The organism is Amycolatopsis sp. NPDC021455 (genome assembly GCF_040640995.1).
In the GTDB taxonomy this organism is placed as follows: domain Bacteria; phylum Actinomycetota; class Actinomycetes; order Mycobacteriales; family Pseudonocardiaceae; genus Amycolatopsis.
Map to the genome: position 1 here is coordinate 57,436 of NZ_JBFACT010000033.1, position 11,719 is coordinate 69,154.

The 11,719-nt window shown below is 72.4% G+C and carries 10 protein-coding genes; 1 reads left to right on the forward strand and 9 read right to left on the reverse strand.

The features are described from left to right. Nucleotide 1: 1 nt before the first annotated feature. The 7 genes from AB0G28_RS29870 to AB0G28_RS29900 all read right to left on the reverse strand — a co-directional run bounded on the left by AB0G28_RS29870 (nucleotide 2) and on the right by AB0G28_RS29900 (nucleotide 6,471). Complete coding sequence (locus AB0G28_RS29870; RefSeq protein ID WP_361096240.1) at nucleotides 2-565, reverse strand: hypothetical protein; 564 nt, start codon at nucleotides 563-565, stop codon at nucleotides 2-4. Next, entirely contained in the window at nucleotides 562-1,920 is a 1,359-nt protein-coding gene (locus AB0G28_RS29875; protein ID WP_361096243.1) for a hypothetical protein, read from the reverse strand. The genes AB0G28_RS29870 and AB0G28_RS29875 overlap by 4 nt, the downstream gene beginning before the upstream one ends. 310 nt (nucleotides 1,921-2,230) lie before the next feature. After that, nucleotides 2,231-3,034 (reverse strand): ABC transporter ATP-binding protein, encoded by an 804-nt coding sequence (locus tag AB0G28_RS29880; RefSeq protein ID WP_361096246.1) that lies wholly within the window; start codon nucleotides 3,032-3,034, stop codon nucleotides 2,231-2,233. 10 nt (nucleotides 3,035-3,044) lie between these two features. Further along, complete coding sequence (locus AB0G28_RS29885) at nucleotides 3,045-3,872, reverse strand: zf-HC2 domain-containing protein (protein ID WP_361096249.1); 828 nt, start codon at nucleotides 3,870-3,872, stop codon at nucleotides 3,045-3,047. Then, a complete protein-coding gene (locus AB0G28_RS29890; protein ID WP_361096252.1) occupies nucleotides 3,869-4,426 on the reverse strand; it encodes an RNA polymerase sigma factor in 558 nt (185 codons plus the stop codon). Before AB0G28_RS29890 ends, AB0G28_RS29885 begins: the two co-directional genes overlap by 4 nt. Nucleotides 4,427-4,486: 60 nt before the next feature. Continuing rightward, nucleotides 4,487-5,413, reverse strand: a complete 927-nt coding sequence (locus AB0G28_RS29895) for a MazG family protein (protein ID WP_361096254.1) — start codon at nucleotides 5,411-5,413, stop codon at nucleotides 4,487-4,489. After that, nucleotides 5,410-6,471 carry a hypothetical protein gene (locus tag AB0G28_RS29900; protein ID WP_361096257.1) on the reverse strand — a complete coding sequence of 354 codons (1,062 nt, stop codon included), beginning with the start codon at nucleotides 6,469-6,471 and terminating at the stop codon, nucleotides 5,410-5,412. The genes AB0G28_RS29895 and AB0G28_RS29900 overlap by 4 nt, the downstream gene beginning before the upstream one ends. Nucleotides 6,472-6,556: 85 nt before the next feature. Between AB0G28_RS29900 and AB0G28_RS29905 the strand changes: the two genes are divergently transcribed. Beyond that, the gene (locus tag AB0G28_RS29905; protein ID WP_361096259.1) at nucleotides 6,557-6,964 is read left to right on the forward strand and encodes a hypothetical protein; all 408 of its coding nucleotides are present in this window, start codon (nucleotides 6,557-6,559) and stop codon (nucleotides 6,962-6,964) included. A 45-nt stretch (nucleotides 6,965-7,009) separates the two neighbouring features. Here the strand turns inward: AB0G28_RS29905 and mfd are convergent, their stop codons facing one another. Together mfd and AB0G28_RS29915 are read right to left on the reverse strand one after the other, a co-directional pair. After that, on the reverse strand, nucleotides 7,010-10,564 hold the full coding sequence (gene mfd, locus AB0G28_RS29910) for a transcription-repair coupling factor (protein ID WP_361096344.1): 3,555 nt from the start codon (nucleotides 10,562-10,564) through the stop codon (nucleotides 7,010-7,012). A 171-nt stretch (nucleotides 10,565-10,735) separates the two neighbouring features. Then, nucleotides 10,736-11,653 (reverse strand): LLM class flavin-dependent oxidoreductase, encoded by a 918-nt coding sequence (locus AB0G28_RS29915; RefSeq protein WP_361096262.1) that lies wholly within the window; start codon nucleotides 11,651-11,653, stop codon nucleotides 10,736-10,738. Nucleotides 11,654-11,719 lie beyond the last annotated feature (66 nt).

The window sequence follows — 11,719 nt, forward strand, 5'->3', positions numbered from 1 at the left end:
GCTAGCGGCGACCACCCCAGCCCGTGTAGGACACCACTCCGAGCACCGCCAGCACCACCGCCGTCCAGGTGGCCGGCGCCGTTTCCGGGGGCTGGAGAAGCCACGCCGTGACGCGGCTCACCGTCGTGCCGCTCTGCGGGACGAGCGGGCTGACGGCGTACCACGCCAGCGGCAGCGTCCAGCCGAACTGACCGCCGGCGACCGTGGCCGCCAGGCCGGCCAAGCCGGTCAGGCCCGCCGCGTCGCGCACGACGATCGCCAGGTCGACCGCGGCCGGGCCCAGCTCCTGCACCCCCAGCACCAGCACCCCGGCCACGACGCCGATCAGCGCGAGGTGCGCGAACCGCCGGACCGGCCACGGCAGCGCCGCGGTCCGGTCGAGATCGGCGTCCTGACCGCTCAGCCCGATCGCCGCCACCGCGACCGCGGCGGTGAGCGTCAACGCGGCGAGGATCGCGCTCCAGGAGTCCCGGCCCAGGAACCACACGCCGGCGGTCACCACCGGCAGTGCCACGGCTGCCGCGGGCAGCTGCCGCGACCGGGCGTACAGGGTCGCCCACCTCATCGGAGGGCTCCCGGCACCAGCGTGTCGAGCGGGTCGCCCTGGCACGTCAGCAACGCCTGCCGCAGCGCGACGATCCTGGCGAACCGGACCTCCGGTGGGAGGGCACGGAACTTTTCCCAGGCCGCTTCGATCGGGGCCGACTGGTTCCTGAACCAGTTCCGGGTGAACTCGGGCAGCGGTTTCAGCTCGCCGGTGAAGTAGGCCGCCGCGATCATCCGGCCGCCCATGTCGGACACGTCGGCGGTGCTCGGCCGCTCGCAAGTGGGCACGCCCGCACCCGACAGCACCGCCAGCCGCAGGTCGCTCGCATCCGCCGTGAGCAGGTCGTCGTTGCGCTGGAAGTCGAGGTGGACGACGTGGGGATCCCGCGGAGGTGGGCCGTCCCAGGTGGTCGGCTGGATCTGTTCCTCGATCCGCGTCGGCGGATCAGGGAGTTTCGCCAGCATCGCGAGCGCTTCCCGGCCCGGTCCCGCCAAGGCGGCGAGCCGCTCCCGGTGCAGTTCCGCCACGCAGATCGGCCCGTCGCAGACCTTCCGGGCGGCGAAGCTGTCGCCGGTGAAGGCGTTTTCGGGAACCGCCGGGAACAACGGCACCGCGATCGCGGCCCCCGCCACGAGCGGCAGCAGGCTCAGCAGCCGTGCCCGGACGGAGTTCACCGCCAGCAGCAGGAATCCGGTCGTGGCCAGGGCGAGGAACCACACGGCCTGCCCGATGTCGAGCGACCCCGTGGTCGTCACCATCGAGCCCCGCGGCTCGGCGAGCACGGGGGTCAGCGGGCCGGCGCGGACGGGCAGGACCGCCTCCACGTCCGGTTCGAGCGACATCCAGCAGAGGGTCGTCCCGACGAGGGCCAGCACGGCCAGCCCGGGTGCCGTCAGCGGATGCGGAAGCAGCCGCCCGACGGCCAGCCCCAGCCAGCTCCCGGCGACGACGCCGAGCAGCCCGACGAGGAGCACCGGCACGAAGCCGGGCGAGAAGAACCCGTTGTGCGCCAAGACCTCGACGGCTCCCACGGCGAACACGACCAGGTAGCCCAGCCCGGTCAGCGCACCGACCGCACCGGCCAGCCGCGCCGCCCGGTGCCATCCGGGCCGTGGTGTGGTGGCAAGGAGTTCGGTCACGCCGGAGCGGCTGTCGCGCATGCCCTGGATCGCCCCGGCGCCGACCACGATCGGCCACAGGAACTGCATCAGGAACCGGGTCCACAGCGCGGTGGTCGTGGTGTGGTCGGTCCACGCCGCGGGCACCTTCCACCACGGCCCGGACAGCAGGAAGAGGAACCCGAGCGCGACGACGACCACGGCAAGCCCGGCCCACGGCGCGATCGAGCGCCGGAGTTCGATGCGAAAGATCACGCCCCCACCCCCGCGCCGGCCACCACTGGCAGCAGGAGAACGCGAACCGACCCTGCGGGTACGCGAGTCGACCCTCCAAACACGCGAGTCGACCCTTCAAGCACGCGAGTCGACCCTCCAGGCACGCGAGTCGACCGCCCAAGCACGCGAGTCGACCCTCCAAACACGCGAACCGACCCTCCAGGCACGCCAGCCGACCGCCCAAGCACGCCAGCCGACCGCCCAAGCACGCGAGTCGACCCTTCAAGCACGCCAACCGACCCTTCGATCACGCCGATGAACCCCTGCCGGCCTTTCCTGTGCTGGAACTTCACCACGCCCCCTTGCCCGGCTCGTGGTTCAGCAGGGCCGCGTAGCCGCGTTCGATGGGGCTGTCGCCGACGTGGTCCGTGGTGCCCGCCGCGGCCAGGCCGTCCGGCGTGCCCTGGAACACCAGCTTTCCTTCGGCGAACAGCACCACGTCCGTGCACGCCGCGGCGACGTCTTCGACCAGGTGCGTCGAGATCAGCACGCACGAGTCGTGGCCCAGCTCTCCCATCAGCTCGCGGAAACGCACCCGCTGGGCTGGGTCGAGGCCGGCCGTCGGCTCGTCGAGCAGCAGGATGTCGGGGTCGTTGACGATCGCCTGGGCGATCCCGACCCGCCGGACCATGCCACCCGACAGCGTCTTCATGCGGTCGTCGGCGCGGTCGGCGAGGCCGACGCGCTCCACCGCCCGCTGCACCGCACCCGGGATGTCCTTTTTGGACACTTCCTTGAGCCACGCCATGTACTCGACGAACTCCCGCACCGTGAACCTCTTGTAGTAGCCGAAGTTCTGGGGGAGGTAGCCGATCCGGCGACGCAGCTCGCGCTGGCCGGTGTGTCCGCCGGCCGGTGCCCCGAGCAGGGTCAGCGTGCCCTCCGCCGGGCGCAGGACCGTCGCCAGCGCCCGGATCAGCGTCGTCTTGCCCGCGCCGTTCGGCCCGAGCAACCCGTGGACCCCCTTGCCGAGGGACAGGTCCAGCCCGTCCACGGCCATCTTCCGCCGCCCCACCCGCACCTTGAGTCCCTCCGCCTGGATTTCCCAGGCGTAGGTCGTCGGCGCGACCTCGGCGGCTCCTACTGCCCGCATCGCATCCTCCCTAGTGGTGTGCACCGAGCCGGGTGAACGCCGCCCTGCGCAGGACGACGACCACCGTGGTCAGCGCGAAGATCCCCGCCCACACCGGCAGCGCGGCGGTGCTGAGCGCAAACGTTTGCTCCGGCTGGGCGAAAGACGGCAGCACGACGACAGCCACCCACACCCCGATCAGCGCGTACGCCGCCCTGCTGACCCCGATCACCCCGCCGAGCGCCAGCGTGCCGGTGGTGAAGGCCAGGCTCGGCAGCAGCCAGAGCGCCGGCCCGGTGCCGGTCAGCCACCCGCCGACGCCGAGCACCGGCAGCACCGCGACGAGGACCGCCACCGTCCGCCGGACGATCAGGTAGAGCCCGGCCCGCGGCGTCGCGGTGACGATCTCGTAGGCCGGGTCCAGCCCCCTCGCCCACGACGCGGCGACCCCGAGCACCGGCAGCACCGGGGCGAAGAGCTGCACCGCCGTGACGTCGAGCGCCGCACGCCAGACCTGGTCGAGCAGCACCGCGGCCAGGGCGACCACCGCGATCATCGCCAGCCACGGCGCCATCGCCGGGGTGGCCCACGTGACGAGCCACCTCCGCCACTTCCGTGGCCGGGGCTGCGGCTGCGGCTGCGGCCGAGGTTCGTGGAACGGGACAGCCGACAGCTCGATCCGCTCCGCGAGCCGGGACCAGACGAAGTCCACCACCGGCTGGACGGGCGCCACCTCGGTGAGCCGCGCCCGGCACGCCGCGCACGTCTCGAGGTGGGCCTCGAGGCCCCACAGCTCGTCACCCGGGAGGTCGTCACCCGCCACGTACGCGGCGATCAGCCGGTCCGACGCATGGTTCATGACAGTGCCTCCCGCATCGCGATCCGCGCCCGCCGGGCGCGGGTCTTGACGGTTCCTTCCGGCAGCCCCAGCAGGACGGCGGTCTCCCGGACGGTCAGCCCGTCGAGCACCATCGCCTGCAGCACCGCCCGCAGCTCGGGTGCGAGGTCGCGCAGGGCGGCGCCGACCTCGTCGCCCATCGTCGCGGCCAGCGCCTCGTCTTCGGCCGCGGCCACTGGCACGACGTCGAAGGCCACTTCCGGCGGCGGCTGCGCGTGGTGCGCCCGGCGGCGGAACGCGTCGACCAGCCGGCGCGCGGCGATCGTCCACACCCAGCCGACCGCGGTCCCGCCGGTCGAAGCACCCGCGAACGAGCCGGCCGCACGCCAGACGGCCAGGAACGTCTCCTGCATGACCTCGGCGACGATCTGCTCGTCCGCGCACCGGCGGCGCAGGCGCACGACGAGCCAGGGCGACGTGCGGCGGTAGAACTCCTCGAACGCCGCGCGGTCGCCCTTGGCCGTGCGCCGGACGAGGTGCTCCTCGTCGGCGTCCTCCAGTGGCTTCTGTCTCACACCAGGCAAGACGCCGGATGTCCGGAAACGGTTCTCACACGATTGTGTGCTGCGTCACACTCAGCGCGTGGGCCAGAACTTCCGCCAGCCGTCGGCTTCCAGGGTGGTCGGCTCCAGGCCGGCGTCGCGGGCGGCCTGCTCGGCGGCCTGGATGTCCTTCGCGAACTGCTTCGCCAGCGCCCGCAGCTCGCCCTCGGGGTCGACACCCGCGCGACGCGCCGTGGCCGCGATGCGGAACAGCTGGGCAGCCACCCCGGAACCTTCCGGGAAGAGGTCGAGCGGGATGCCCGCGCGCCCGGAGCGCTGCCCCAGCTTGCCCGCCAGCGCCACCGCGGGCTGACCGAGCGCCACACCATCCACAATGGACCTGCGCTGCTTCTCGCGCTGCTTCAGCTCTTCCCACTTGGCGCTCTGGTGCTCGACCGTGTGCACCGCGTCGGCGTCGGCGAAGACGTGCGGGTGCCTGCCGACCAGCTTCGCGACGAGCGCCGCGGCGACGTCGTCGATGCCGAACGGGTCGTCCGCGTCCTCGGCCGCGACACGGGCGTGGAAGAGCACCTGCAGCAGGACGTCGCCGAGCTCTTCGCGCAGCGCCTCGCGGTCGCCTTCCTCGATGGCGTCGAGCAGTTCGTAGGTCTCCTCGACCAGGTACTGCCGCAGCGAGTCGTGCGTCTGGACCGCGTCCCACGGGCAGCCGCCGGGCGAGCGGAGCCGGTCCATCACGTCGGCGGCCTCGACCAGCGGCGGCACCGGCGTCTCGATGACCTCCGCGCCGGTCGCGATGAGCAACGACGCCGCGGGTTCGTCCCGCGACCCGGCGAGCAGCACGACGTCCACCAGCGAAGCCGCCTCGGTGACCGCCGGGACGCCGAACAGGGCCGGGTCGACGTCCGTCGCCGCGTAGACCGCTGTGGACTCACGAAGGATCTTCAGCGCCGCGGCGGGCAGCGTCGCCCCGCGGACGACTACGACGACACCCGCGCTCACTGCTGGGTACGACCGGAACCACCCGAGGGCAGCACCAGGCCCTGGAAAGCGTCCGCGCTCGGCACGACGGCCATGGCCACGGCGTCCCACACGCCATACCGCTTGTTGATGCGCACACCCAGCCGGTCGAACAGCGGCTGCAGCTGCCGCATGCCGATCGCGGTCTTCGTGGCGGCGTCGAGCTCCGGCGCCTTCTCGGTGGCGACGGGCTTGTCGTCCGTGCGCTGCCGGATCACCGCGACGAGCCAGGTGCCCGGCAGTTGCGGGTCCGGGTTGGGGCAGGCCGTGACGGTCCCGGCCGACGACCCGTAGACCGGGGTGGCGGCGAGGGCGCCGGCCTGCGTCGCGGGGACCGCGTCGCCGAGGCCGGTGAACGGCGGGACGGAGTCGACGTCCTGCCCCGCCTGCTTCGCCCGCTGCCGCGCGGCGGCCTCGGACCGGACGTCGGAGCCGATGCGCTGGGCGGCGGCCGCCGGGTCGGCGGCGAACTGCCGAGCCAGGTCGAATGCGGCCTTCTGCGCGTCGGCCCCTTGGAGCCTGGCGCCGGTGGTGGGGTCCGGCAGCACGCCGATCGTCGTGAAGTCGAACGTGACCGACAGGTCCGGGAGGACCTTGTCGGCCAGCGACTGGGCCAGGTAGGTGTCGGTCAGTTCCTCGCGGTGGTCGCGCGTGCGGGCGACCACCTGGTTGACCGCCTGGGTCTCGTCGCCCGAGTCCGCGGGGACCTGGCCGTTGAGGGGGTCGTTCGCCAGCTGGGCGTCGGCCTTCGCGTAGTCGGGCGCGATGCCCTGCTTTTCGGCGGCCTCGGCGAGCAGCTCGTGCAGGACGAGCTGGCCGACGACGGCCCGGCCGAGCACGTCGAGCTTGTGCTCGGCGGCGAGCTTCTGCGCGTACGGCTGCTCGCGGATGGCCTTGTCGATCAGGTTCTGCACCCGGTCGATGGAAATCGAGCGGTCGCCGATGACCGCGGCGGCGCCGACCTGGCTGGGACCCGAGCCGCACCCGGCGAGCAGAAGTGCACCGGCAACGACGGCGACCAGCGCGCGAGGGCGCCCCATGATCCGCATCACAGCGCATACCCTCTCACACCATCGCACCCGAAACGCAACACCCATGGGGTGACGGCGGCGGTAATGTCGACTTATGGACCACTGGCTGACCATCGAAGTGTTCGACGGCGAGTCCACGGCTTCCTTGTGGCGGCTCGCCCGCGGTGACGCGCTCACCGAAGCGGCCCTGACGAACGGCGCCGAGCAGTGGGTGTGGCACGAACACCGCTGGGGCGTGGTTCTGGAGATCGAGTTCAGCACGGAGGAGCGCCGCGACGCGTTCCGGGCGTTGCCGGTGGTGACGGCGGCGCTCGACGCGGTCCCCGACCCGGCGCGCGGCCTGCTCGTGTACCCGGGACGAGGCGGGGGCGCGGGGTCGCGGATGCCCCGCAGGCCGCGGCCGCTGCCCATGGCGGGGGCCGGCGCGGTGCCGGTGCCGGTGGAGTCGGTCCGGATGGGGCTGGCGGAGCCGCTGCCGCCGATGTTCAGCGACGTCGGCTGAGGGCCATTCCCGGGCGCCACAACGGAAATCCCCGAAGTGGCGCCGCTACACCGCCGCCGGTTTCTTCGTCAGCTGCACCAGCAGCTTCGTGCACCAGTCCAGCAGTTCCTCGTCCCGCAGAGTCGGCGCGCCGATCCGGCCGCCGGCCGGGCCCTCGGTGGGCTTCGGCACCGACACCGTGTTCGTCACGGCCTTGTACACCGCCTTCGGATACAGCCGCTTCAACCGCACCAGCTGCGAGTCCTGCAGCGGCAGTGGCGCGAACCGGATCGTGTTGCCCTGGACCGCCACCTCGGTCACGCCCGCTTCCCGGCACGTGTGCCGGAACTTCGCCACCGCCAGCAGCCGGTTGACCGGTGACGGCGGCTGGCCGTAACGGTCGATCAGCTCTTCGCGCACCGCGTCGAGGCCTTCGGTGTCCGGCGCTGCCGCGATCTTGCGGTACGCCTCCAGCCGCAGCCGCTCGCCCGGGACGTAGTCGTGCGGGATGTGGGCGTCGATCGGGAGGTCGACGCGGACTTCCGCCAGCTCCTCTTCCTCCGCCGGCTCCGCGCCCGCGTGCCGCCTGAACGCGTCGACCGCTTCGCCGACCAACCGGACGTACAGGTCGAAGCCGACGCCCGCGATGTGCCCCGACTGCTCCGCGCCCAGGATGTTGCCCGCACCGCGGATTTCCAGGTCCTTCATCGCGACCGCCATGCCCGCGCCCAGCTCGGTGTTCTGGGCGATCGTCGCGAGCCGGTCGTGGGCCGTCTCGGTCAGCGGCGCCTCCGGCGGGTACAGGAAGTACGCGTACCCGCGCTCGCGCCCGCGCCCGACGCGTCCGCGCAGCTGGTGCAGTTGAGCGAGCCCCAGCAGGTCGCCGCGCTCGACGAGCAGCGTGTTGGCGTTCGAGATGTCCAGCCCGGTCTCGACGATCGTGGTGCACACCAGGACGTCGTACTCGTTCTCCCAGAAGCCCTGGATGATCTTCTCGAGCTTCTCCTCGTTCATCTGGCCGTGCGCGGTGACGACCCGCGCCTCCGGCACCAGCTCGCGGATCCGCCGCGCCGCCTTCTCGATCGAGGAGACGCGGTTGTGCACGTAGAAGACCTGGCCGTCGCGCAGCAGCTCGCGGCGGATCGCGGCGCCGACCTGCTTGTCGTCGTACGCGCCGACGTAGGTCAGGATCGGGTGCCGGTCCTCCGGCGGGGTCAGGATCGTCGACATCTCGCGGATGCCGGCCAGCGACATCTCCAGGGTGCGCGGGATCGGCGTCGCCGACATCGTGAGGACGTCGACGTGCGTGCGCAGCGCCTTGATGTGCTCCTTGTGCTCGACGCCGAACCGCTGCTCCTCGTCGACGATCACCAGGCCGAGGTCCTTGTAGCGGATGCCGGTCTGCAGCAACCTGTGCGTGCCGATGACGATGTCGACCTCGCCGCTCGCGAGCTGCTCCAGGATCGCGTCCGACTCGGCCTTGTTCGTGAAGCGGGACAGGCCCTTGATCGTCACCGGGAAGGAGCGCATGCGCTCGGTGAAGGTGTTCAGGTGCTGCTGGGCCAGCAGCGTCGTCGGGACGAGGACGGCGACCTGCTTGCCGTCCTGCACCGCCTTGAACGCCGCGCGCACGGCGATCTCGGTCTTGCCGTAGCCGACGTCACCGCAGATGACGCGGTCCATCGGGACGCCGCGTTCCATGTCGGCCTTGACCTCGTCGATGGCGGCCAGCTGGTCGTTCGTCTCGGTGAACGGGAAGGCGTCTTCCAGCTCGTGCTGCCACGGCGTGTCCGCGCCGAACGCGTGCCCGGGCGCGGCCTGGCGTGCCGCGTACAGCTGCACCAGCTCCGCGGCGATCTCCTTGACCGCCTTCTTGGCCTTGGCCTTGGTGTTCTTCCAGTCGGAGCCGCCGAGCTTGTTGAGCGTGGGCAGCTCACCCCCGACGTAGCGGGAGACCTCGTCGAGCTGGTCGGTGGGCACGAACAGCCTGTCCCCCGGGTGGCCGCGCTTGGACGACGCGTACTCCAGCAGGAGGTACTCGCGCGTCGCGCCCGCCACCGTGCGCTGCACCATCTCGACGAACCGGCCGATGCCGTGCTGGTCGTGTACGACGTAGTCGCCCGCCTTGAGGGCGAGCGGGTCGACGGCGTTGCGCCGCCGGGACGGCATCTTGGTGTTCAAGTCCTTTGTGGACGTTCCGGCGCCGGCCCCGCGGCCGGTGAGGTCCGCTTCGCTGAGCACGACCAGCGCGCGCTCCGGCGAGACGAACCCGTCGGTGAGGCCGCCGCAGGTGACCGTGACCATGCCCGCGGCCGGGGCGTCCTTCAAGCCGTCGACGGCCTGGGTCGCCGGGACGTCGGCGCCCGTCAGCTGCTCGACGGCGCGCGCCGCGGTGCCCTGGCCGGCGACGACGAGCACCGCCGTGCCGCCCGACGCGGTGTGCGTGCGCAGGTCCGTCATCGCGCGCTCCAGCTCGCCGCGGTAGGCGGGCGCGGCCTCGACCGAGACGCGGTAGACGTCGGGGTCTTCGCTGGTCAGCTGGGTGAGGGTCCACCAGGCGCGCTTGGTGTCCTGTGCGTGGGACGCGATCTCGTCGAGGCCGCGGTAGGCGGACGCGCCGAGGTCGATCGGCGCCTGGCCGCCCGCCGCGGCCGTCGTCCACGACGCTTCGAGGAACTCCTGGCCGGTGCGGACGAGGTCGGCGGCGCGGGCGCGGATCTTCTCCGGGTCGGTGAGCAGGACGTGGGTGCCCGCCGGCATCGCGTCGGTGAGCAGCTCCAGCTCGCCTTCGCAGAGGACCGGGATGAGCGCCTCCATGCCCTCGACCGGGATGCCGCCGGCGAGCTTGGTGAGCATCTCGGCCAGGTGCGCGTCGGCTTCGTACGTTTTCGCCAGCTCCGCGGCCTTCTCCTTGACCGGCTGGGTGAGCAGCAGCTCACGGCACGGCGGCGCGGTGACCCGCGGGATCTCGCCGGGCAGGGACCGCTGGTCGGAGACGGCGAACGCGCGGATCTCGCTGACCTCGTCGCCCCAGAACTCCACGCGGACGGGGTGCTGCGCGGTCGGCCCGAACAGGTCGAGGATGCCGCCGCGGACGGCGAACTCGCCGCGCTTCTCGACCATGTCGACGCGGGTGTAGGCCAGCTCGACGAGCCGCTCGAGCAGGCCTTCGAAACTTTGTTCTTCGCCGACGACGAGGTCCACCGGGGCGAGGGACCCGAGTCCGGGCGCCATCGGCTGGATCAGGCTGCGGACGGTGGCGACGACCACGCGCAGGTCGTCGTCCCCCGTCTTCAGCCGGTGCAGCACCTCGAGGCGGCGGCCGACGGTGTCCGCGCGCGGGGAGAGGCGTTCGTGCGGGAGGGTCTCCCAGCTCGGGAAGTCGGCGACCCGGCTCTTGCCCAGGAGCGCGCCGAGGGCCGCGGTCAGCTCGTCGGCCTCCCGGCCGGTGGCGGTGACGGCGAGGACGGGCCTGGCGGCACCGGCGTCGGCGGCCAGGGCGGCCGCGACGAGCTGCCGGGCGGCGATCGGGCCCTGCAGCTCGAGCAGCGGCGCGCCGGCGCGCTCGACCACGCCGCGCAGGGCCGGGTCGGGAAGGATGGCGGTGAGGAGTCCGGACAGTGGAGCGTCGGTCACGGACCCCAGCCTACGTGCCACCCCCGACAAGTTTCCGATCACGGGTTTCGCCGCGGCCCGAACGCCCCAATGTGGCGTTCGGTGCGTTCAACGCACCCAATGTGGCGTTCGGTGCGTTGGACGCACCCAATGTGGCGTTGGGGTGCTGGCGGGCCGTCAAGAGCGGAGCAGCTCCACCACCTCCGCGAGCCGCGGCAGCTGCTCGTCGAACACCTTCGGCTCGGTGCTCGCGACCCGCAGCAGGAAGTGCTCCACCCCTTCGTACTTCCGCAGCCGCGCGGCGACCTCCGCGGCAGTCCCGGTCACCTGCATCTGGATCCCCTGGACGAACGCCGCCGGGCGGCCGTAGTTGCGCTCGCAGTACTCCTCCAGCAACGCACGCCCGCGGTCCGCGTCGTCCTCCACCAGGACCGTCGCGAACAACGCGGGGGTGATCGGGCGCGAGGAAAGCGCGCGGATCCTGGCCAGGCCCGACAGGTAGTCCGCGGGGTCCGGCGGATAGGGCAGCCAGCCGTCGTACAGGCGTCCGATCCGCGAAAGCGCCCCCGGCGTGTACGCCGCCAGCCACACCGGCGGACCACCCGGCCGCGCCGGTGCCGGGAACGACGGCAGCGAGTCGTAGTGCAGCACCGAGCCGTGGAACGACGATTCGCCACGCCACGCCGCCCGCCACAGCCCCACGATGTCGTCCAGGCGGGCCCGGCGACGGGCCCACGGCACGCCGGCGAACGCGAACTCCGGCTCGCTGCGCCCCGCGAACCCGGCGCCCACCGCCACCGTGAGGCGGCCGCCGCTGAGCAGGTCCAGCGAAAGCAGCTGGTTCGCCGAGAGAACGGGATCCCGCAGTGCCGGGAGCAGCGCGGACGTCCCCAAGGTCACCCGCGAGGTCCGGGCCGCGAAGGCCGCGAGCATCGCGAAAGCGTCGAGCGGGGCGCGCGCCAGCGTGTCGCCCACCCACACCGAGTCGAGGCCGAGCTCTTCCGCCGCAACGGCGGTGCCGACCAGCTCGGGCGCGGTGCGCCCGGCGTCGAGGATGGGCTGGTAGGTCGGGATGACCAGGCCGTAGTTCGTCATGGCCGAAGCCTCGCCGACGCCGGGGTATGCCCTCAATTCCCCGCGGGGAATGGCGCGGCCGACCAG

Excerpts from the sequence above, each read along its gene's own strand:
- AB0G28_RS29905 (WP_361096259.1), top strand. The coding sequence starts at position 6,557 with ATGGACCACTGGCTGACCATCGAAGTGTTCGACGGCGAGTCCACGGCT.
- AB0G28_RS29915 (WP_361096262.1), bottom strand. The coding sequence starts at position 11,653 with ATGACGAACTACGGCCTGGTCATCCCGACCTACCAGCCCATCCTCGAC.
- AB0G28_RS29900 (WP_361096257.1), bottom strand. The coding sequence starts at position 6,471 with ATGGGGCGCCCTCGCGCGCTGGTCGCCGTCGTTGCCGGTGCACTTCTG.
- AB0G28_RS29885 (WP_361096249.1), bottom strand. The coding sequence starts at position 3,872 with ATGAACCATGCGTCGGACCGGCTGATCGCCGCGTACGTGGCGGGTGAC.
- AB0G28_RS29880 (WP_361096246.1), bottom strand. The coding sequence starts at position 3,034 with ATGCGGGCAGTAGGAGCCGCCGAGGTCGCGCCGACGACCTACGCCTGG.
- AB0G28_RS29870 (WP_361096240.1), bottom strand. The coding sequence starts at position 565 with ATGAGGTGGGCGACCCTGTACGCCCGGTCGCGGCAGCTGCCCGCGGCA.